Genomic DNA, 21,340 nt, shown 5'->3' on the forward strand with positions numbered 1-21,340 from the left:
GGCTGATCCCAGATGAGCGTCGTCACCTACTTCGTTGAAACCTCCCAGGGCTACCTCGACACCGCGGCGGAAACCCAGTTCGGGTCGGTCGCGGCGACAGTCGGCACGCTTCTGGTGCTGGGAACAACTCTGGTGGTGATCCTCGTCTTCCTGAACATGATCTACCAGTATAAGGCGATGGACGGGCGCACGGCCTTTTGGCTCGCAGTCAAGATCGGGTTGATCGGAATATTTGCGACCAATTGGGTGCAGTTCAACGCGCTTTCCGCCGCTATCCTTGCAGGGATCGACAGCATTGCGGGGGCGCTCGTGGCTTCGGTCGGTGGTGGAACTCCCGGTCCTTCTGGAACTTTCGCCGAAGAATTCGACCGGTTGATCGCCGAGTTGGGGGACTATCTGAACGCTGCCGGGTCCGAGCTGAACTGGATGGCCGGCGCCATGCTCGACATCGTCGGTGTCCTGCTGCTTTCCATCCTCGGCGGGCTCGCCGCCTTCATCCTCGTGGCCTCCCGACTGATGATCGCGCTTCTGATCGGGATCGCGCCGGTCATGATATTCCTGACACTCTTCGAGGTGACCAAAGACTACTTCGCGCGCTGGCTGTCGGCGCTGGTTTCCTTTGCGCTCTACCCCATCGTCGTCGCCGGCGTGTTCGCGACGATCACAGGCGTCTCCTCCGCACTCATCGGCGAGCTTGGCGACCCGGAGGGAGCCTCAAACATCGGCGCGCTCATTCCCTTCTTCATGATGGTGCTCATGGCCAAGGGCTTCATCATCGCAACGCCCTTCATCGTTCGCGCGATCTCCGGCAACATCATGATGCCCGCCCTCTCCGGTGGTCTCGGCGGCGGCTACAGCTTTGCCCGCGCCGCAATGGGCAGCAAGCAGGCCTACAATCGCTACCTGATCGGTGGGGCAAGTGGCGCAGAATACGCAGCCCTCAGGGCGCGGCAGTTCTTCGGCGTGCAGCAGATGCCCGTGAGGCAAGGCATGGGGCAGACGGGTTCCGCAGGAGGCACAGGATCCGCAGACTCGGGGTCAAAAATGCTGGCGCAGCTGGCGAGACTGGGTCGACTTGGCCGACGGTGACGGCCCTTAGCCGACCTTCAGGCATCCCGTAGCGAGCGTCGGGTGGGAGCCTATTCTGTTGAAAAACTCACCCTTGATCGAGGCCGAAGTCACTGATTCAATTTCCATATTGAACGGGGGATTGAGTGATGATGGGACCGAGACAAGAAGCGCAGGCGGCTTTGTTTTACGAGTTTTCGCTGGAAGATCATGTGCCTCAAGCCCACCTGTTGCGCTCGATTGATCGGTTTGTCGATCTGAGTGGCATTCGCACCCATCTTGCGGAGTTCTACAGCCACACGGGCCGCCCTTCTGTCGACCCTGAACTCCTGATCCGCATGCTTCTGGTGGGGTATTGCTTTGGCATCCGCTCCGAACGCCGCCTGTGCGAGGAAGTGCATCTGAACCTGGCCTATCGATGGTTCTGTCGGCTCGACCTCAATGACCGCGTGCCCGACCATTCGACCTTCTCGAAAAACCGACATGGGCGGTTTCGGGAGAGCGAACTGCTGCGCCATTTGTTTGAGACGACTGTTACCCGTTGCATCGCAGAGGGTCTCGTGAGCGGCAAACGTATGGCCATCGACGCCAGTCTGATCGAGGCTGACGCCAACAAGCAGAACTCGACACCGAAGGAAGAATGGGACGCGACAACCATTGATCCCATGGATGCACCACGCGCCGTTCGAGAGTATCTCGACACATTGGATGAGGCGGCCTTTGGCGCTGCCAGCAATGTGCAGCCGAAGTTCACATCACATTCCGACCCCGCCAGTCAATGGACGGCAGCCCGCAAAGGTCCTGCATTCTTCAGCTATTCCGACAATTATCTGATCGATACGGATTATGGGGTCATCGTCGACGTCGAGGCCACACGATCCATTCGGCAGGCCGAGGTTGGGTCCACCAAAACAATGCTCAGGCGCGTGAAAGACAGGTTTGATCTGCACCCGGAGCGCCTGATCGCAGATACCGCCTATGGCACCGGGCCGATGTTGGGCTGGCTTGTCGAACGCAAGATCGCCCCACACATTCCTGTCTTTGACAAGTCCAGCCGCAGCGATGGCACATGGACGCGTGCTGACTTCGAATGGGATGCAGAGAACGATCAATACATCTGTCCGGAGGGGCACGCGCTGAAGCAGTTCCGTCGCAACTATTCCGACCCGAACCGAGGACCCACCGGCAAAGGCACAGCCCGCTATCGCGCATTGAAACTGACCTGCCAGGCCTGCCCATCAAAGGCCAAATGCTGCCCGAATGCCGACGCTCGCAAGATCACACGTGAAGAACACGAAGACGCACGTCAAGTCGCTCGCGACATCGCCAAGACCCGCCAATACGAGATCTCAATGAAGCTCCGAAAGAAGGTCGAGATGCTCTTCGCTCACCTCAAACGCATTCTCGGCCTCGGGCGGCTCCGATTACGCGGACCATGCGGTGCAAATGACGAATTCCTCCTCGCCGCAACCGCCCAAAACCTCCGCAAACTGGCAAAGATCTTTCCCGCACCGCAGCAAACGCGCAAAGCCTGATAGAAAAGGCGCTCGCGCTATGTTCAGCACCGCGCTTTCTGCGTCAGCAACACGTTGTTTTTCCACAGAATCAGCCCAAAGTGAACAATGCTGCATCGCGTTCCAATGTAGGCTCTCATAGCCGAGGATGAAAAAGTGACAAAATCAAACCGAGTTTCGCCAAGGGTTTGTGGCAGAGTATCGACACCGGTAAGATCCAAAATGCTTGTAAAATTGGCCTGTGATCTGTCAGATGCCAGCGGCAGAAGGAGAGCCATCCCTTCACGAGGACTTGATCATCGCTCATAAATGAGGCCTTGAACCTATAGTGGCTTGAGGTTCTACAAGGCACTCGAGGCATCCAAGCCGCGGCTGGAGGTGCACAAACAATTTCTTTGGAGTAGGACCTATGCTGACCCGGCGCCATTTCATTTCCACGTCCACTGCGATGTTTTCGTTACCGATCGCGGGACCGGCTTTGGCCAGTAGCTGGCCAACGACCGGCCAAAAAGCGTCGTGGGATTCTCAGGTAACGCCCAGCAACTATGACCCGGCGACATCCAATCCGTGGGGGCTGCATCCCCGTTTCTTGCCGCAACGTGTTGCTGCGAAAGATGGCCTTGTGCCAGGTGACATCCATGTCGATGCAGTCGCCCGCTATCTCTATCACATTGAAGAAGGTGGTACAGCGATGCGGTATGGAGTGGCGATCGCGCGTGGAAATCTCTACGAACCAGGAACCTACACCATTCGGCGAAAGGTCGAATGGCCACACTGGACCCCAACAGCGTCAATGATCGAACGAAATCCGGAAAACGCAGAATTTGCGGATGGGATGGAGCCGGGGCCGAAGAATGCACTCGGGTCACGTGCTCTTTATCTCTACGTTGGCAACCGAGACACTTACCTTCGCATCCACGGGACACCTAAACCTTGGTCGATTGGCGGTCGAGCGAGTTCTGGCTGCGTCCGGATGGTCATGGCACATATCAATGATCTCTATTCAAACGTCGCCATAGGGTCGACCGTATACCTGTATTCTGCCGAACAGAGTGTTGTTTCGGACAGCTAGTGCAGGATTGTGACGCGTTGATCTTCGCTCCGGCCCTCAACGTGGGCCGGAGATGTCAGGAAGATCGTTACGTTTACCGAGCAACACAAATCGGGTTGCCACCAGCGGTTCTGAGGGGAAGCAAGGTCTTTTCTACGGGTCCGTTGTGTTCATACCAGTAGCATCCGTCTTCTTCGCGGAGCCGGGCTGTTGCAAGGTTTTGACTTGGATCAGCCAGTTCCACGATAGCCTCTGGCACGTTTCCGATTTTTTGGGATCCGTTCTGATCTGTCGTCGCGCATGCGCCAAGCAGCAGTACCCCAAGTAGCGGTAGTCCGATCGGTCCGGCAAATTGCTGAGTCTTCATAAATTCCTTGTCGCCTTTCTTCGTTGATTGCGTGTCCGCCGATTGGTTTTATACTCGCGCGCCCCTTGGCAGCCGAAAACTATATACGAAACAAAATACCTCTTGAACCTCTAGCGACTGTAGGAGTTATGGTCCAGCCAAGCAATGATTCTGGAGATGCCGAATGGCCGCCAAAACTGAAACTGTGGTATCTGAAGTACACCCAACTGATAGAGCCAAGTCAGAAACATGTGCAAGTGAACATGCCTGCTGTGGAGGAAGCCATTCACACGAAGAGTTTGGTCCCGTGCCACAAGATGGAGCGGGCCGGAGTTTTCAGGTCAGCGGTCTTGATTGCGCAGAAGAAGTGGCGATCCTCAACAAGGTCGTTGGACCGAAAGTCGGCGGGGCGGAGCACCTGGCATTCGATGTCATCAACGGACGCATGATCATACTCCACAGCGCTGCCGCAGTGTCGGATGGAGAGATCACTCAACTGGTTGCGACCACGGGTATGAGCGCAAAACCCTGGGATGCCGAGAACGCTTCGGAGGATCAAGCTGCGCATCTTGCCCGTCAGCGCCTGTTCACAATGCTGAGCGGAGGCTTTTGGGCGGCAGGATTTCTGTATCACATCGCAGAAACCGGGATGGGCGGTGCGATCGGTCTCTTTTCCGGCCATGGAGAAGCAGTGATGCCTTTGGTCGAAGCGGGGCTTTTTGCTATCGCGATCCTGGCTGGCGTTTGGCTTGTCGCCCCGAAGGCGTGGTCATCCGCGCGGCGCGTATCGCCCGACATGAACCTCTTGATGGTGGTCGCTGTGGCCGGGGCTATCGGCCTTGGCGAGTTTTTCGAGGCGGCAACGGTCGCGTTCTTCTTCTCTCTCTCGCTGTACCTTGAAAGCTGGAGTGTCGGGCGGGCGCGGAACGCTGTCTCGGCTTTGCTCGACCTAGCGCCACCTACTGCAAGGGTTGTCTACGAAGATGGTTCTGAAGCAGATGTTCCGGCGTCAGCCGTCGCCATCGATGCACATTTCGTGGTGCGTGGCGGGGACCGCATTCCATTGGACGGGCAAGTGATCGAAGGCGCCGGGGCCGTTGATCAAGCCCCGATCACTGGCGAAAGCGCATTGGTGCCGAAGGAGCCGGGTGACGAGGTCTATGCGGGCACGATCAATGGCGAGGGCACGCTGACGGTACGCGCGACCAGGGCGGCCTCCGACACGGTGCTCGCCAAGATCATCCGCATGGTAGGCGACGCCCACACCCGCCGCGCGCCCGTGGAGCAATGGGTGGCGAAATTTGCGCGCGTCTATACGCCCATCGTGATGGCGCTCGCCATTGCCGTCGCGATGCTGCCACCGCTCGTATTTGGTGGAGCCTGGGATGACTGGTTCTACAACGCCCTCGTCCTTCTGGTGATCGCCTGCCCTTGTGCGCTGGTCATTTCGACGCCCGTGTCCATCGTCGCCGCGCTCACAGCCTCGGCCCGCGCCGGGGTGCTGATCAAGGGCGGTGCTTATGTCGAAGCTCCGGGACGCACTTCAGCCTTGGCCATGGACAAGACCGGTACGATCACCATCGGCGAGCCTGAAGTTGCTGCAATGTATCCGCTAGGGAATGCGTCGACGCAGGATCTGATGGGCGTAGCGGCGGCGCTTGAAGCGCGATCCTCCCACCCGTTAGCGCGCGCTATCCTTGTACGTGCAGAAGTCGACGGCCTTGATGTATCCGCGGCGGACGATACGCGGACCGTACCGGGGCGTGGGCTTGAAGGCAGGGTACAGGATCGGGCGGTCTGGCTCGGCTCTGACCGGTTCGCCGAGGAAAAAGGGCTTGGAAGTGCCATTCCGACAGACCTTCGGCACCGTATCGAAGTTGCCGGTAGTACGTTGGTGGCTGTTGGTGATGCAAATGGGGTGATGGGTATTCTGGAACTGCGCGACCGCATCCGCCCCGACGCCAAGGGAATCGTGGCTCGTCTGCATGCGCAGGGCGTGAAAACCATCGTCATGCTGACGGGCGACAATGAACGCACCGCGCGCGCGGTCGCGACAGAGGTCGGCATCGACGAGGTGCGCGCGGAGCTTCTGCCCGAGGACAAGGTGACGGCCATCGAAGACCTGGTCGAAGCGCACGATATGGTGGCCATGATTGGCGATGGCGTAAACGATGCCCCCGCCATGGCGCGGGCCCACTATGCTATCGCCATGGGCGCGGTTGGTTCCGACGCGGCCATCGAGACGGCGGACATTGCCTTGATGACTGATGACATTGGCAGGGTGCCCTGGCTCATAGGCCATTCCCGCCGTGCGATGTCGATCATCCGTCAAAACATCGCAACCTCGCTGGCAACCAAGGCCGTTTTCGTGGTGGCGACAGCGTTTGGGATGGCATCGATGTGGGGGGCCATTGCCGCAGATGTTGGCGTGTCACTGCTGGTTGTCGCAAATGCGCTCAGGCTGTTAAACGGACACCACGCGGAGACTCCGCCCAAAGGCGGTGACCGCGTCGGCGACAGACTGGCCGAAGGTGCTTTGGCGCACGGCCATTGAACGGGCTGGCACAGCACGCTAGTGTCAAGTTTGAAAAACCTCATGAAAGAGGCATTGAGCAGTGAATTTTCGAGTTACACGTCGCACAATCCTCCTGGGAGCTCTGGCGACAATTCTTTCTGGATGTGCAAACAAATTCCGCACTTACAGGGGGCCGGAGGTGACCCGGGTGCGGGTCTACAAGGGGCAGCGCATGATTGTCCTTGATGGACCAGAGGGTGTTTTGCGCACTATCCCAATGGGCCTTGGCTTTGCGCCTGAGGGTCACAAGCAATTCGAAGGGGACGGGCGCACGCCAGAAGGATCATACGTGATTGACAGGCGAAATCCCGAAAGCCTGTTTCATCTTTCCATCGGGATCTCGTACCCGAACGAGGCGGATATCGCATACGCAAAGGCTCAGGGCCGTTCCCCTGGTGGAGATATTTTCATCCATGGGGGGCCGCGCCCTGGCATTGACCCGACAAACAAGCGCGACTGGACGGCCGGATGCATTGCCGTTTCGGATCGGGAGATAGAAGATATCTATGCAATGGTGAAGAACGGGACACCTATTGATATCTACTCATAACCGAATTTGTCTGGAAACGGTGGCGGCTGTGCTTCTCAAAAAAACTGTTGTCGGTGCGGCAGACTGACAGTTTCAAGGTAGACTGATCAAACCGAAGAACACAGGTAATGAGCAAGATAGGCGAACCCCAGTTCAGTGGGTCTGGCGAACGATGAATGGTAGGGAAAGCTCTTCGAATGGCACTACGAAACTGAAAACGCTGCGAAATCTGAATTTTCCGACCTTCCTTGATCAAAATCGTCACGAAAACCGCTTTTGTAAAACCGAATTTAGACCTTCGAACAGCAGCACAAGAGCGATGATGGCAAGCGTGACAGTTGCAGCTTTGTCGTATTGGAACGAACGCACGTAAGTCTGAACGTACAGACCGATGCCCCCGGCGCCAACGATACCTAAGATCAAGCTTTCGCGGAGGTTCAGTTCAAAGCGGAAGACAGTGTCGCGGAGCACAACTGGTGCCATCTGTGGCCAGATCGCCCACCGCAATAATTGCGCTCGGCTGGCACCTGCGCTTTCCAATGCAGCAAGTGGTGCGGCACCGACATTGTCGATTGCTTCAGCATAGAATTTGGCCAGCATGCCGGTGGCATGAAAAGTGATTGCAAGAATACCGGGCAGTGGGCCCAGCCCGACTGCCCCCACCATCAGCATCGCCACCAAGATCAGCGGAATCGACCGGATCACTGCCAGCAGCGCACGTACCGGGCGCCAGATGGCTGCGGGTACAAGGGTCTCAGACGCAAGTACAGCCAGCCCCGCCGACAGGACGACCGCAAACAGCGTCCCAAGAATGGCGATTCTCAGTGTCTCGGTTAGGCCTGTAAGGACTTCCGGCCAGACAGAAAGGTCCGGTGGTATCATCCGGCCTAGAAATTCTGCTAGCCTCGGACCCGCTCCGGGCAGTTTTTCCAAGCCGATGTCAGCGTTTCCTGCAGCCCACAGCACAGCAAGCCCGAGTACCATCCAAACCAAGATCCGGCTCATCAGCTCACCACCCGCAATCCGTCACCAGGTACTGTTCCATGGTACAAATCGCTGATGTCATCGTTGCCGACCATCGCGGAGGGCTTGTCAAACAGCACCGCGCCCGCGCGCAATCCAACGATACGGTCGGCAAAGCGCCGCGAAAGCTCTGGCTGATGCGAACTGAAGACTACAGCGATGCCGCGATTTCGCGCTGTGTTGGTGATCAGTTCCAGAATGCGTTCGGCGTGGGCTGGATCGAGGTTGCTGACCGGTTCATCCGCCAGTATCAACTCAGGCTCCTGCGCCAGGCAGCGGGCGATGGCCACTCGCTGGCGCTGACCACCTGAAAGCTGATCTGCACGGCGCTGTGCCAACTCCGTTAGGCCGGTGTCCTCCAGCGCGATGGTCGTCTTGAGGTGATCCTGCGCACCGTATCGCCCCCAAAGCGACGGCCAGAGGCGCATTCGCCCCAGCCGCCCGTTCATCGCATTCTGGTAAACGCTCTGCCGGTCAACCAGGGCGAACTCCTGAAAGATGAAGCCAGTCTCTAGCCGGGTTTTTCGTTCTGGTGCCCGATCATTTGGAAGCCGGTTGCCCAGTACCTCAGCCCGACCGCGCCATCCCCGGACCCGCCCATCCAGCAAGGCCAGCAGGGTCGACTTGCCGGCGCCCGAAGGCCCCAGCAAGGCCACACATTCCCCCGGTGCCACCTGCAGCGACACATCCTGCAGGGCCTCAGCGTCGTCAAAGCAATGCGACACAGCATGGAGGGCAAGCGCTTGGGTCATTTTAGATAGCCGTAACGGCGTGCCATCTGCCTGACCCCGTCATAGACCTTGGGATCTGCTGCCACATAGCCGTCTGGGCCGTAGAGATAGGCCAGCAAATACTGGTTCTCAGCCTGGTTCAGGCGCAGCATGGCATCCACGAAGCGGGCCTGCAAGGCCGCATCTAGACCAGGCCGGGCAATGATGGCATGGCTGGGGATCTGCGCGCTTTCGCCCAGCACCCTGACCTCGGCCTGCTGCTCAGGCGTCAGATAAAGATCGGCATACTGGCTGGCACCCGCAGCATCCACTAACCCGTTGGCCATAGCCTGCATTGCCTGCTGATAACCACCGGCAAAGAACTTCTGGCCAAAGAACCGGTCCGCATCGCCTGCATCCGCAACGAGTCCTTCGCGCACAAACAGGTCGAGCGGATAGAGATAGCCGGACTCCGACACCGGATCGGCAAAGGCAATGTCACGGCCCTGCAGGTCGGCCAGCGTCTCGATGCCGCTGTCCTTGCGCACAAACACCCGGCCCGAATAGCTCGGCTGGCCGCGGTAAACCTCGGACAGAAGTGGCACCGCCCCGATCTGGTCTTCTGCCAGCACAAAGGGCAAGGCACCCATGAAGGAGATATCGGCATCACCATTGCGCAATGCCTCAACTGCCGCAGCATGATCAAAGGTAACAAAGCCGGTGACTGGAACCTCCAACTGCTGGGACAGCCAGGCAGTGATCGCCTCGATATCCCCCAACAGCTTCTCTGGGTTTTCTTGCGGAATGAAGGCGAGTTTCAGTGCCTCTTCCGCAGAGGCAGTTGCTGGCACTGTTAGGGCGGCAGCGACAGTGGTCAAAAAGGTACGGCGCGACAGCATCAGAACATCCTCTCATCAATCTCGGCTTGCATGGTTTTGAAAGCGTCCCACTGGAGGCTCGCCTCAGCCCAGTCGCCAGCGGCGCTGGCATCGCCAACTGCCTGAAGAATTGCGGCAAATCGGTAGATTTCTGGCTTAGCGTTTTGATTGATCATAACGCTCGCATCTGCCGCCAGATCCGGTGCAACAGTATCAATCAATACGGCGATGTTCTCCGCATCCCGCATCGGGATCAGTGTGTCCAGCGTCGAAGCAAAAGTGGTAAGCTCTTCCCACGACAGGCGGAACACGCTGTCTCGGCCTTCAAAGCGCTGGTAGGGCTCCTCACCATCTCCTACCGCGCGCAGATAGGCAGTTAAATCGGCGCGCTGTTCCGCATCCAAGCCCAGATCCTTGGTATCGTTGAACCAGTCTACAACCCCCGCTAGGGTCGCCAGCGATCCGTCATGCATGTAGGGCGCGGTGAAGTTGACATTGCGCAATGTGGGCGTTTCGAATGGGGTTGCGGTGCCGCCCGGGAACGGCGGCTCGGCCGAGCCAATGTCATAGGTCTGCCCATCTCGGAAAAACCGGTCCGGGGTGTGGCAGGAGGCGCAGGACCTGTCGCCAAGCCCGGCAAATTCGGTATTGAACAGTACCTCACCGCGTTTCGCAGCCTCAGAGGCCTTGTCAGTCAGCCGCCCGGCCTCGTCTATCTGTGGGTTGGGCAGAAAGTCAAAGGCGCGCAAGTAGGCGACCATCGCATCGAGTTGGAACGGCGTTGGCTCCGCTCCGGCAAACTCGGTCACGATCACATTGCGTACAAAACTGCGCAGGCTCGGCTCGCGCCCATCACGCCCGTAAGGCGCTGTAAAGCGGATGCCTCGCATTGACGGCGTATCCAGGTGATCGTCTTCCCGGTCATTGAACATCGGATTGAAGAAGGAGCTGTCCACATCCATCCCGCCAGCATGGCTAGAGAGGCCGGGGATAAAGAAATCCCGGTTCACATCGGACCGGTTGTGGCAAGTTGAACAGGCAATGCCCAGGTCACGTGCTGGGGAACCAAAGATTTCAGGGCTGTCGAACAGCATGTCGCCATAGGCCACAAGCGGCAGGTTGGCCTCATCCTCGCCAGCCTCTTCAAACTGGAGCACCAGCCGGGGTAGCTCGCGCTGATCAGCAATATTGGAGCCCGGTGGGAGTGTGGCGGGCAACACTACCGGCGTACCGGAGCGCACTGCGCTCTCCGGTGCCGGGGTCAGCTTGCCACGTTCGACAAAAACGGAGGGCAGATAGTTTGTCTCAATGTACTCCACGATAACTTTTTGCGCCTCAGCAAATCGCGCCACATTCGGGTCTTGAGCGCCATTGTTCAAAATACCGGTGCTACCCAGAGAAGAATTCAGAACCAGCCAGGCGCGACCTAGGTCGTGTGCGGCCTGCTTGTCCGCCGCCAGGATGCCGTCCTCGAACGCGCGGTACAAGGCCGCAGACTGCGCAACCTCAAATGCGGCTTCAGGCTGGCCAAGTGTCGCCTCGGCTGCCTCTAGGTGCTGCAGAATACCTTTGGCCAATGCCGTTGTAATGGCAGCAAACAGGGCCTGTCGGTCTTCCGCAGCCAGCGCTGCACGAATGTTCTGGGCGTCGCTATCCGATACCCGTGACAGTGCCTCCACCGCAACTGCGCTGCCGGGTGCCGGAGCAGTCCAATTGTTTTCAATCTTCTCCCAGGGAACGGGTGTCAAGTTCGCCATGAATAGGCTCAGCCGGTAGGCTGCGGCCCGAGGTGCCCAAGGGGCTTCTTCAATGGCAGTGGCCCCCACACTAAGCGGAAGCAGGCCAATCAAGGCAGATGCAATCAGGTGTTTCATGGTTCAGTCTATAATTATTAGCCTTGGCTAAGTTTTGTAGAAAAGTCTATGTCATTGTCAAGGCCCGCGTCGCTGGTGCATACACAATAAGGCGCGGCAAGCAGGGTTCCGCACCAGCAATAGACACCGAGAGCAGAATGACCGATCAGAAACCACAACTATTCGGACGTAAACCTGACGACCAGGTGAGCGGTTTCGAGGCAGCCCGCGCCGCCCGACAAAGCGAAGTTGTGGAGGATTATGTCGAGCTGATCGCGGAGCTGATTCACCAGAACGGTTCAGCGAGGCCCGTGGAGATTGCCGAGCGGCTCGGCGTGACCCAGCCCACTGTGTCCAAGAACCTGACCCGGCTTAAACGCGAGGGCTTCATTGTGCAGGAACCTTACCGATCAATACGCCTAACGGATGCTGGGCGGCGATTGGCCGAGGCTTGTCGAAAGCGGCACCGAATTGTTGTGGAGTTCCTTATCGCCCTGGGTATTTCCAAAGACGTGGCCGAGCACGATGCTGAAGGTATCGAGCATCATGTAAGCGAAGAGACGCTTCGCGTATTCAAGGATTTTTCACAGAGTAAAATGAGCCGATAGCGAGTTGGTTCATGCTATTGCCATTTGCCATAATGATGCGCTCAGGGGAGGATTGCATTCGATCCTGACATGCAAACCATGGCAATGCAGGGGCGCAAGGCCCCTGCGACCGAAGTTCAGTCAAGATCTGAGTTTTGCTCAGGAGCCGTCATCGTCTGCTTGAACGATTAGTTTGGCCTCGACGGGCAAGCCCCCAACCATTAGCGGGCTGTGGCTGTTGCCATTGAGGGAAACTTTTATCTCAACGTCGCCATCCGGCAGTGATGGGAGGTGTATCCAGTTGGCATAAAGGCGCCCCAGCTTTTCGCCGTTGATATAGACATGCGCGTGACCTTCACCAAGTATTTCCTCAGTAGAGGCATTCTCAGGAGAAAATCGGAAGTTTTGCGGTGTCACGTGCAAGTTCCAACCTGCCATCGGATCTTTAATCATCTTGATCGCCACGCTGGGGGCATTGCTGTCGGCCGGTAAGTTAGTGACAGCAGAGTGGTCATGGGCTGCCATCTCCGCATTGCTACCATGTTGAGACGGGTCAGCATGGTCGTGGCTGTCAAAGGTGCTGCCGCTGCCGGCCGCGATCACAAAGCCGACGCCGCCGCCAAAAATCAGCCCGATGGCGAAGAGAGCGAGTGAACGGGACATTTTGTCCTCCTCAATAAATGAAAGCTCCCGCCGGCGGTGACCGGCGGGAAAGCAATAGAGGAAAGGAATCAGGCGGCGGCGTTCGCGCGTTTGCCTTCAGCCTGCCAGAAGTATCCGGCAAAGCTTCCCAGCAACACCCAAGCGGCCATGCCGATGCCAAAGGCTCGGGCGGCAAATAGCGCGCCGATCTCGGTCGGAACCGGGCCAGCGAAGGTGTCGGGTTCAGGCGCACCGACGACGTGAGGCGCTATCAGCAGTCCAGCGGCGATCAGATAGCTCACCAAGTTGCCTCCAAAGGCGATCAACCACATGGCGACGCCAGCTGTGGCAACAGTAGCAGTCCACCATACTTGGCGCACACCGACATCTGCTGCGGCTACGCCTGGCACTTCAGGCGCCAGCGACAAGCCAGGCGCAAAGTGGAAGGCAACAAAGCCAGCCAAGCCCCAAAGCAAACCGGTGCGACCGTTAATCTCACGACCCTGTTGTTCGGCAATCGACATAAGCGCCACAAGGGCCAATGCATAGCCAGTATACGTCAGCATCGTGAAGATGATGCTTAGGCCGTCGCGCACCGGCTCGGCGAACATGCCGGGCAACTCGGGATGCGCAGTCACAGGATCAGCGCCAAAATGCACCAAATCGCCACCCTCATAAAGTTCGGCGTGGAGAAGTACAGGCTGCACGAAATAAAGCTGCAGCAAGGCGGCAATCAGCCCCGCTGCAGCACCAGCGAACAACGCGCTGGTCAGAATACGACTGAACATGGTCTTAGTGGCAGGGAAAGCCAGTTGCGTGGCGCACATCGTGAGCAGCGTCATGCAGGCCAGAAGCTTGAGCATGGCCGGTCACAGTAACAACACCCAAACCCAGAATAAGGGCGAACACTGCGGGCAGAATGGTTGATCCTACAGCGGATGCTTTGATAGCGTTTGTCGTCATTTTAGTCCTCCTTGCCGTCACACCCGACGGCGCAAGTTACGTTCAATATACGGCCGGTCTCCTGACTCGCGGGTCGATGCCGTCTTCCCCCTTCCCAGCACTCTCGCACCAGTGGAAATGGAAGGTAGCTCGCCGCTCACAGTCGCGGGGGCGGTTGAGGTTTCGGTGCCGCGATTTGGTCCACCGTCCTCATTCCCGTTTCAGCTCTAATGCATTTGCACCTTTGAGCACCGTAATGACTGTTTCTGTCCGATTAGGCGGTAGCAGGTCAAGTACGAAACCGGCATGCCTAAGTTCCGCAGCGCCAAATTGATTTGAAATCTGCTGCTGTCAACACTGTACTGAATGCAATAATTCACCGCAGGAGCTACTAATATCGTGGTGCGGGTGGTTTACTGCACATCTGCGGGAATGCGAGCAATAGCCTTGAAACGCAGCTTTCCAAGTGGCCTTGCATCCGCGAAGTTACCGTCTGGGCTTTCCTGATACATCCGGATGAATGTCAGGATGTCCGGCAGGTCTTGAGCAGTTATCTCACCGAAAAGATAAGCAGTCTTGTCGTTCTGTCGGACTGCAAGCGTTTGTGGTCGCATGCAGCCGGACATGCAATCGACGTGCTGCAATTTTGCCTTCACATTCGCTGCCTTTAGCGTTGATACCACTTGATCATACAGGGTTGGATCCGCGTCACGGCAGGTTCGGCATAAAGTAAGCGTTGGTAGGTGCATGCGCCGAGCAAGTCCTTTTTTGAGCAACCTTCTTTATGATTCAATATCTGCGGGTGGTTACTGGTTCGATTTCGAAACTTGGTTTTGTCGCGGTGCCTTTAGAAAAGTCAATACTTGAGCGATCGGTAAGCTCGCCGGAGTAGGCACCTACAATGCCAACATAGATTATTCAGACTTGTGGCACGAGAAATTTTTCTTGTCCGGCAAATCGAGGAAACAGTTGCTCAGGCAAAAAATCCGCCGAATGAAACTTGGGGCAATGTCTTCAATGATCGCCCTCGAAGTGCCTCTGGATCACTGGTACCACCAGCAGTAATCCGGCACCTCCGACAATGAATACGTCTGCCATGTTGAAAGTCGGCCAGTGTGCAGATCCAATGAAAAAATCAAGGAAGTCTGTTACGGCTCCATAATGGATGCGATCAACGACATTGCCGAGCGCGCCACCTATGATCGCCCCATACGCAATCGCTTCTATACTGCTCTCTGTGCGAAGCATCATGATCAGGAGCCAGGCACAAATGATAAGCGCAAGAAGCAAGAGGCCCCACCAGGGGGCGCCACCCAAAAGCCCGAAGGTTACGCCATCATTGCGATGGAACGTGAGATTAAGCCCGGGAAAGACAGCGATCCCGTCTTTTAGGGTATCGGCGCTCGCGACAACCCAGGCTTTTGTTACCTGATCAGTGGCGACGGCGCCGACGACAGCTAGTATGCCGAGTACTTGTGTTTTGTTGACTGTCAACATGTTGCAACGTAACTACTTTGGATACCATTGGCCGGTCTGCGCTGAAGCGGCTGAATAGGTTAGCTAGATTGGGGAAAGGACTTCCATAATTCGGCTCGGTTACCCTGCTGGGTAGCTCGAAAATATTTCGGTCGAGCCGTCTTTCTGGATCAAGAAGACGTCGTAGGCATCGCGTTCGTCTTCCGGCCCCATCCCTGGCGAACCATAGGGCATTCCGGGGACTGCGAGACCGACCGCATCGGGGCGTTCGTTCAGAAGGCGGCGGATGTCGGCTGCAGGCACATGTCCCTCGATCACGTAACCGTCCACGAGCCCAGTGTGACAGGAGACCATGCGCTGCGGCACTCCGTTGTCGAGTTTGAAGCGCACGAGAAGGCCGCCGAACATGTCCTGGCCTATTGGTGCGAAGCCGTTCTCCTCAAGATGATTCATCCAGGACAGACAGCAACCGCATCCATTGGTCTTGCGGACGTCTATTGGGGTTGCCTCCGCGAGGGCCTGCGCCGCCGGTAACAGGGCGAGTGTGATGGCAAGAGCTTGGATCATGCGTCTCATGGGTCAGAGCCTTTCGGTTGTCGTTTCGGCAATGTCGCTGCCGAGGTTTTCATTCAGAAGCGCCCGCGCCTCGACCAGACGCAAAAGCGCGGCTGTATCATCCGCTTCGCTCTCAGCCGCTTCGGCAAGTCTGTCGTCAGAGAGGGGGTCAGTAGGGCGTCCATCCACGAGGACTTCGTAGTGCAGGTTCGGGCCCGTCGCCGTGCCAGTCGCGCCGACGCGACCGATCACATCTCCCGCCGCAACGCGTTGGCCTTGTGCCAGGCCCTCGGGCACAGCGCTGAGATGCGCATAGCGTGTCATTGTGTCTGAGCCGTGGGCGATTTCGACCACGCGACCATAGCCGCCCCGCCAGCCGATGAAGCTGATCCGTCCCGGTGCTGTCGCTTGAACCGGCGTTCCGCTTGCCGTCGCGAAATCGACACCTGTGTGCATCCGGACATTGCCGTAGACCGGGTGCGTACGGCGGCCAAATACCGAGCTTAATCGCGCCCCTTCGACAGGCTGTGCAAAAACGCGGAGAACCGTGCCATTGACGTAAATCGTTGCCCGATCGCTACCGCTTACCGGCCAGACAACTTCATAAAGTGCGCCGCCGATCTCCAGCGATGCAAAGGTAAGTTCCGGCTGACCAATTCTGTCTTCGCCAACACGGGCCTCGCGCCACAGTAGCCGAAGCGTTTCTCCGCCGGTCACCTCACGACGGAAGTCGACGATTCCACCCAGCATCTGTGCCAAATCGACAGCGAAGCGGGCAGGCATCTCGGCTTCTTCCAGCGCGGCAAAAAGCGAGCTGTCGATCACCGCTTCGCCCGCCGATGTTATGAAGTCGGGAGCCGGGGTCACGACCTGCGTGGCCAACTCTTCGCCAAAGATCGCCTCGATCCGCACACCGTCCTCGACGGAGAGCGCGACGCTGCGCGGGCTGCCGTCCATCGTCGAAACAACGGTGACCGAATGCCCAGGCCTAAGTCGCCTCAGATCATATTCCGCGCCGAGGGCCAGAGCGACCTCGGCACGGTCAGTCGCTGAGAGACCTGCTTCTTCAAGAACGGTGTCGAGCGTCTCGCCGGTTGCGATATCGCGTGACCAGTTGGAGAGCGGAGGTTCTATCGTCGGTAAGAGAGTATCGGCGCTCGCAACCTCCAGACGTGGCATGGACTGGAGTGGTATTGCGGGCTCCACACGTGTTTGTGCGACCTGCGGTGTTTCCGTTTCAATAGAAGTGGGAAGCGGGAGTTGAGGTGGCGACCAAGTGGTTGCAGCTGCCAGACCGGGAGGGATCGGATCCTTCGACCAGATGCCCGATATTGCCAACCCGCCCACCGACAGCACCGATACGAATGCGAAACCTGCCGCGATTGTTCTAATTCTCATGTTGCCCCCCAGTTTCTCTATTGAGCGCACGCCGGATTTTCGGCACTGCGAATTCCCTCGGCTCGTGATAGTCGATCATGGTGCTGAACCGGCCTTTCGCGTCGAAAAGGAAAACGCTGGCAGTGTGGTTCATGGTGTAGTCGCCACCTTCGGTCGGCACCCGCCCATAGCGTGCGCGGAAGCCCTGTGCTGCGCGCGCAATTTCCTCTTCCGGGCCAGTCCACCCGCGGATCGACGGATGGAAATAGCCGACATACTCGGCCATTGCCTCGACAGTATCCCGCTCTGGATCGACGGTGATGAACACCACGTTCATTCCCTCCGCCTCTTCGCCCAGGTCATCAAGCCAGCCGGAAATATCCGACAGAGTCGTCGGACAAACGTCCGGGCAATAGGTGAAGCCGAAGAAGACCATTGACGGGCTGCCGATAAGGTTTTCGGGTCCAACCTCGTTACCTTCGTGATCTGTCAGGCGGAATTCCATTTCAGATAGGGCAACCGGGCGCAACCCCGCTTGTTCGGGCGCGCCGGGGCCATCGACCTGCCACCACCCAACAACAAGTGTCAGGATGATCGCCGCGATGCCAGCGAAGGCATACTTGAGGATCGACCGTCGGGTCATTAGCTCTCGGGACCGCGCGCTGCAATACCTAGAATTGGAACCTCGACCACGATCTCACCACCGTCCGAGAAGTCGAGCGTCAAGGAAAAGCTTTCGCCCTTGGCCATCGGTCGCTGCAAGCGCATCAGCATGGCGTGAAGGCCACCCGGTTCCAGAGACACAGATTCACCCGGCGCAATCTCGATCTCGCCTGCAGGTGCCATTGAGCTAACACCATCGGCATTTGTGGATGTCTGGTGAATATCAGGCATCATCGCCAAATCCGTGCGGAGGCCAGTAAGTATCACAGCCTCGTCGCCTGTATTGCGGATTGTCATATACGCGACACCCGGACGGTTTACGCCGATTGACGCGCGCGCCCAGGCATCTTCGACGACAACGTCTTCCGAACCAGCTTCTACCGGGGTCGCTGTGCTTGATGCGAACATGCTTGCGGCCATCAGGCCATAGAGTACTGTCTTCACTTTGCGGTTCCCTTTTTGACCACTAGCTGCCAACTGCAGCTACTTCGGCGTCAACCTGTTGTCTCAATTCGTCCATTCCAAACGGATCTAGCGGCTTGCCATTGATGTAGAACGTTGGGGTCTGGCGAACGCCCATTGTTTCTACGTCCGCTTTGTCCTGATTGACGATTGCCACGATATCGGGTGATTTCATCTGCTCTATCGCAAGTTCGAGATCGAGCCCGGCTCCGGCCGCGATCTTTCCCAGCTTTTGTTGATCAAACGCCCCATGCGCCGCCCACGCGTCTTGATAAGCCATTAGAGCATTTAGCACCTGTTCGAACTTGCCCTGCATCCGGGCCGCTTCTAGCAACTTGACGGCTATATCCGAAATCGGTCCGTGAAACGGAGTGTATCGTATGACAACACGCACGGCTTCGGGATTTTTGTCCAAAATATCTTTTACGACGGGGTGAAATGCGCGACAGGCCTCGCAGGCTGGATCGAGGAACTCAACGATGGTCACGGGGGCTTCAGCGGGCCCCAAAACAGGCGAATATGGTCGCATCAAAGCGTCCGCCAACTCTGGCGCGACAACCGCACGTTCAGATGACGGTTTTGGTTGGTTTACATACCACGCGGCCCCACCAAAACCGGCAGCACCCATTGCGAGAACGGAAATAATCAACCCGCGTCGGTTCATGATTTTTTCTCCTTGAGAGATAGGACTGAAAGCGCACCAATAAGCGCAAATGTAACAACGGCCATCAGCGGAATGGGGATGCCTAACACCAACTGGTTGTCGTCAGTGCAAGAGGGCCCCGTCGCAGTACAAGGTTGGACGCGTTCAGGTATGATCCCGACATATAACCCCATATGCCAAGCAGCCACTGCTGCGCCACCAAGTGCGAGTACGACACCGTACCGACCAACACGCGGATCTTGCCACCATAGTCCCAGCCCAAGAATTATCGCCAGTGGAAACATGAAGGCGCGCTGGAACCAGCAAAGAACACAAGGTGTCTGCCCCAGCACTTCGCCAATGAACAGAACAGCAAGCGAGGCGATGAGGGCGATCACCCAAGCCAGCCCGAGGGCAGTTTCTCCGTATAATCGGTTCATTTGGGTCAGAGCCTCTCTCTTAGATCGGTAAGTATCTCTTCGGCAGAGGTGCCATAAGCCCAAGAGTCGGTGAAGCGCGCCTTTGGAGAGGTGGTCCTGCTTTTTCGACCAGAATGCAGCCCAGTTAAGGTGGATCAGGGTTTCACATCAGGCTGCCATTTTCATGGGTTCCGGTTTGCTGACATGGACCTCTTCGGGGGTCAATATGCCATGGGTCGAGTGGGGCCGCTCGGCGTTGTAATAGGCCAGCCATTTCCCAATACCGTCTCGGGCCTGTGACCCGGTCTCGAAGGCGCGCAGGTAGACGCATTCGTATTTCAACGACCGCCACAACCGCTCGATCATGCGATTGTCGATCCAGCGGCCCTTGCCATCCATCGATATCTTCACCTTGGCCTCCTTCAGCTCATCGATCCAGTCGCTGCTGGTGAACTGCGATCCCTGATCGGTGTTGAAGATCTCCGGCGGGCCATATTTGGCCAGCGCCTCTTTCAGCGCCGCGACACAGAAGTCTGCCTCCAAGGTATTCGACAGCCGCCAGGCCAGCACCTTGCGGCTATACCAGTCCATGATCGCCACCAGATACAGGAACCCCCGCTCCATCCGGATATAGGTGATGTCGGCGCACCAGACCTGGTTGGGCCGGTTGATCGCCAGTCCCTTGAGCAGGTAGGGATAGATCTTGTGCGCCGGGTGCTTCTTGCTGGTGTTGGGCTCCTGGTAGATCGGCACCAACCGCATCAGGCGCATCAATCGCCGCACACGATGGCGGCCACATTTGTGACCCTGCCGCTTCATGTGCCGCGCCATCTGGCGAGAGCCATACCACGGGGTCTCCAGGAACTGCTTGTCGATGATCTCCATGAAGGCCAGGTTCTCAGCGCTCTCCCCCTTGGGCCGGTAATACAGCGTCGAGCGCGACAGTTGCAGCAGCCTGCATTGCCGCCGCTGGCTCAGCTCATGATCCTTGCTCACCATTTTTTGCCTCGCGTCCCGAGCAGTTGAACCGAGGCATTCGCTAAAAAATCCCGTTCCACCACCAGCTGCCCGATCTTCGAATGCAGCTTCTCGATCTCTGCCTCCTTCCCCTTCCCGGGATCAGCGCCTCGCCGGGTGAACGCCGTGGCCATGTTCTCGATCGCCGCCCGCTTCCACGTGCTGATCTGGTTCGGATGCACGCCATACTTCTTCGACAGCTCGGCCAGCGTCATCTCTTCTCGGATCGCTTCAAGCGCAACCTTCGCCTTGAACTCAGGCGTATGCGTCTTTCTCTTTGCCATTTCGGATCGTCTCTCTCGTCATACGATCCACCTTAACAACTGGTCCGAATTTCCGCGACCACCTCTAGATGCGATGTGTGGCCCATTGTGTAGCCATTTGGTGCTGAGGCCTCCTCGATCCGCTCATAGAAGATCGGAAAGGTCTCGGACGTCTCAGCAATCTGCTCCGGCGTGCCGGTCAGCCCAATGATGCCTGCATTGAACAAGGGCACATACTCGGCCAGCGCAGCGGGTGTGTCGCGTTCAGGATCAATCGAGATGAAGATAGGCTGTATTTTCTCTGCATCTGTTCCTAGGTCTTCCATGACGGCGGCAACTTCGGCGAGCGTCGTTGGGCATACATCTGGGCAGTTGGCAAAGCCAAAAAAGACAAGCATCCACCGCCCGGCAAAGTACTCATCCGTCTGCACCAATCCACGATGATCGGTCAGTTCGAAATCGGCGTAAAACGCAGGGTTAGAGGCATTAGCGTCGGTATCGGTCGAAGGTTCGAAATACTGGAATGCCGCAAAGGCAAGAAGCGCTGTGCCTGCCAGACCCCACAATAGTCTCTGAATAACTGAAAGACGCACGTTATTTCGCCCGTTTGATTCTCGGTTTTGAGCCGGTTTACATCCTCTAGCTACTGTAGGTTCAAGTGGTTTTCTAAAGAGCGCGCCAGAGATCGCCAAAACGTGATTTCCGCGGTTGCGCCATGAGTGAGATAAATCTACATTCACTAGAGGA

Annotated in this window: 24 protein-coding genes and 1 riboswitch; of the genes, 6 read left to right on the top strand and 18 right to left on the bottom strand. The window is 57.5% G+C overall.

Annotation, left to right across the window (positions count from 1 at the left end):
* Positions 1-12: 12 nt before the first annotated feature.
* The 3 genes from INS80_RS00485 to INS80_RS00495 all read left to right on the top strand — a co-directional run bounded on the left by INS80_RS00485 (position 13) and on the right by INS80_RS00495 (position 3,654).
* Positions 13-1,089 (top strand): TrbL/VirB6 family protein, encoded by a 1,077-nt coding sequence (locus tag INS80_RS00485; protein ID WP_035252574.1) that lies wholly within the window; start codon positions 13-15, stop codon positions 1,087-1,089.
* Positions 1,090-1,217: 128 nt separating this feature from the next.
* Positions 1,218-2,603: a transposase gene (locus INS80_RS00490; RefSeq protein ID WP_192963713.1), complete on the top strand. Its 1,386-nt coding sequence runs from the start codon at positions 1,218-1,220 to the stop codon at positions 2,601-2,603.
* A gap of 388 nt (positions 2,604-2,991) precedes the next feature.
* On the top strand, positions 2,992-3,654 hold the full coding sequence (locus INS80_RS00495) for a L,D-transpeptidase (protein ID WP_046212120.1): 663 nt from the start codon (positions 2,992-2,994) through the stop codon (positions 3,652-3,654).
* Positions 3,655-3,727: 73 nt separating this feature from the next.
* On the opposite strand, the gene INS80_RS19195 is transcribed toward INS80_RS00495, so the two are convergent.
* A complete protein-coding gene (locus tag INS80_RS19195; protein WP_081806555.1) occupies positions 3,728-4,000 on the bottom strand; it encodes a hypothetical protein in 273 nt (90 codons plus the stop codon).
* Positions 4,001-4,184: 184 nt separating this feature from the next.
* On the opposite strand from INS80_RS19195, the gene INS80_RS00500 reads away from it, so the two are divergent.
* Both INS80_RS00500 and INS80_RS00505 read left to right on the top strand, forming a co-directional pair.
* Positions 4,185-6,533, top strand: a complete 2,349-nt coding sequence (locus tag INS80_RS00500; protein WP_081806556.1) for a heavy metal translocating P-type ATPase — start codon at positions 4,185-4,187, stop codon at positions 6,531-6,533.
* Between the two features lie 94 nt (positions 6,534-6,627).
* Positions 6,628-7,104, top strand: a complete 477-nt coding sequence (locus INS80_RS00505; RefSeq protein WP_046212149.1) for a L,D-transpeptidase family protein — start codon at positions 6,628-6,630, stop codon at positions 7,102-7,104.
* A gap of 240 nt (positions 7,105-7,344) precedes the next feature.
* On the opposite strand, the gene phnE is transcribed toward INS80_RS00505, so the two are convergent.
* From phnE to INS80_RS00525, 4 genes are read right to left on the bottom strand one after another with little or no spacing between them, the layout of a single operon-like run.
* Entirely contained in the window at positions 7,345-8,088 is a 744-nt protein-coding gene (gene phnE, locus INS80_RS00510; RefSeq protein WP_046212119.1) for a phosphonate ABC transporter, permease protein PhnE, read from the bottom strand.
* Positions 8,088-8,858: a phosphonate ABC transporter ATP-binding protein gene (locus INS80_RS00515; RefSeq protein WP_035253388.1), complete on the bottom strand. Its 771-nt coding sequence runs from the start codon at positions 8,856-8,858 to the stop codon at positions 8,088-8,090. Before INS80_RS00515 ends, phnE begins: the two co-directional genes overlap by 1 nt.
* Positions 8,855-9,715 (bottom strand): phosphate/phosphite/phosphonate ABC transporter substrate-binding protein, encoded by an 861-nt coding sequence (locus INS80_RS00520; RefSeq protein ID WP_035253390.1) that lies wholly within the window; start codon positions 9,713-9,715, stop codon positions 8,855-8,857. Before INS80_RS00520 ends, INS80_RS00515 begins: the two co-directional genes overlap by 4 nt.
* Positions 9,715-11,451: a cytochrome c peroxidase gene (locus tag INS80_RS00525; RefSeq protein WP_226892496.1), complete on the bottom strand. Its 1,737-nt coding sequence runs from the start codon at positions 11,449-11,451 to the stop codon at positions 9,715-9,717. The genes INS80_RS00520 and INS80_RS00525 overlap by 1 nt, the downstream gene beginning before the upstream one ends.
* Before the next feature lie 254 nt (positions 11,452-11,705).
* Between INS80_RS00525 and mntR the strand changes: the two genes are divergently transcribed.
* Positions 11,706-12,155 (top strand): manganese-binding transcriptional regulator MntR, encoded by a 450-nt coding sequence (gene mntR / locus INS80_RS00530; protein ID WP_035253395.1) that lies wholly within the window; start codon positions 11,706-11,708, stop codon positions 12,153-12,155.
* Positions 12,156-12,293: 138 nt separating this feature from the next.
* On the opposite strand, the gene INS80_RS00535 is transcribed toward mntR, so the two are convergent.
* From INS80_RS00535 to INS80_RS00595, 13 genes are all read right to left on the bottom strand, one after another.
* Complete coding sequence (locus INS80_RS00535) at positions 12,294-12,797, bottom strand: hypothetical protein (protein ID WP_035253397.1); 504 nt, start codon at positions 12,795-12,797, stop codon at positions 12,294-12,296.
* A gap of 68 nt (positions 12,798-12,865) precedes the next feature.
* Positions 12,866-13,564, bottom strand: a complete 699-nt coding sequence (locus INS80_RS00540; RefSeq protein WP_035253423.1) for a CbtA family protein — start codon at positions 13,562-13,564, stop codon at positions 12,866-12,868.
* A 4-nt stretch (positions 13,565-13,568) separates the two neighbouring features.
* Positions 13,569-13,739: a CbtB domain-containing protein gene (locus INS80_RS00545; protein ID WP_074964317.1), complete on the bottom strand. Its 171-nt coding sequence runs from the start codon at positions 13,737-13,739 to the stop codon at positions 13,569-13,571.
* Between the two features lie 34 nt (positions 13,740-13,773).
* Positions 13,774-13,987: riboswitch (cobalamin riboswitch) on the bottom strand.
* 144 nt (positions 13,988-14,131) lie between these two features.
* Complete coding sequence (locus INS80_RS00550; protein ID WP_035253399.1) at positions 14,132-14,467, bottom strand: DUF1636 family protein; 336 nt, start codon at positions 14,465-14,467, stop codon at positions 14,132-14,134.
* A gap of 265 nt (positions 14,468-14,732) precedes the next feature.
* The gene (lspA, locus tag INS80_RS00555) at positions 14,733-15,215 is read right to left on the bottom strand and encodes a signal peptidase II (protein WP_035253400.1); all 483 of its coding nucleotides are present in this window, start codon (positions 15,213-15,215) and stop codon (positions 14,733-14,735) included.
* 99 nt (positions 15,216-15,314) lie between these two features.
* The gene (locus INS80_RS00560; RefSeq protein WP_035253402.1) at positions 15,315-15,770 is read right to left on the bottom strand and encodes a DUF411 domain-containing protein; all 456 of its coding nucleotides are present in this window, start codon (positions 15,768-15,770) and stop codon (positions 15,315-15,317) included.
* Positions 15,771-15,773: 3 nt separating this feature from the next.
* Positions 15,774-16,928 carry a M23 family metallopeptidase gene (locus INS80_RS00565; protein WP_370001670.1) on the bottom strand — a complete coding sequence of 385 codons (1,155 nt, stop codon included), beginning with the start codon at positions 16,926-16,928 and terminating at the stop codon, positions 15,774-15,776.
* Between the two features lie 208 nt (positions 16,929-17,136).
* On the bottom strand, positions 17,137-17,769 hold the full coding sequence (locus INS80_RS00570) for an SCO family protein (protein WP_035253406.1): 633 nt from the start codon (positions 17,767-17,769) through the stop codon (positions 17,137-17,139).
* Positions 17,769-18,209, bottom strand: coding sequence for a copper chaperone PCu(A)C (locus INS80_RS00575; protein WP_035253414.1), 441 nt, complete (start codon positions 18,207-18,209; stop codon positions 17,769-17,771). Before INS80_RS00575 ends, INS80_RS00570 begins: the two co-directional genes overlap by 1 nt.
* Positions 18,210-18,255: 46 nt before the next feature.
* Positions 18,256-18,915: a DsbA family protein gene (locus INS80_RS00580; RefSeq protein WP_035253415.1), complete on the bottom strand. Its 660-nt coding sequence runs from the start codon at positions 18,913-18,915 to the stop codon at positions 18,256-18,258.
* Positions 18,912-19,334 (bottom strand): disulfide bond formation protein B, encoded by a 423-nt coding sequence (locus INS80_RS00585; RefSeq protein ID WP_035253416.1) that lies wholly within the window; start codon positions 19,332-19,334, stop codon positions 18,912-18,914. Before INS80_RS00585 ends, INS80_RS00580 begins: the two co-directional genes overlap by 4 nt.
* A 147-nt stretch (positions 19,335-19,481) precedes the next feature.
* Positions 19,482-20,614, bottom strand: a protein-coding gene (locus INS80_RS00590; RefSeq protein WP_226892497.1) for an IS3 family transposase whose coding sequence is annotated in 2 segments (ribosomal slippage) — positions 19,482-20,347 and positions 20,347-20,614 — 1,134 coding nt in all. Because the reading frame shifts where the segments join, the coding sequence is not laid out codon by codon here.
* A gap of 32 nt (positions 20,615-20,646) precedes the next feature.
* Complete coding sequence (locus INS80_RS00595; RefSeq protein ID WP_439650924.1) at positions 20,647-21,150, bottom strand: SCO family protein; 504 nt, start codon at positions 21,148-21,150, stop codon at positions 20,647-20,649.
* Positions 21,151-21,340: the final 190 nt, after the last annotated feature.

It is taken from the genome of Phycobacter azelaicus, from assembly GCF_014884385.1.
GTDB classification, from domain to species: domain Bacteria; phylum Pseudomonadota; class Alphaproteobacteria; order Rhodobacterales; family Rhodobacteraceae; genus Phycobacter; species Phycobacter azelaicus.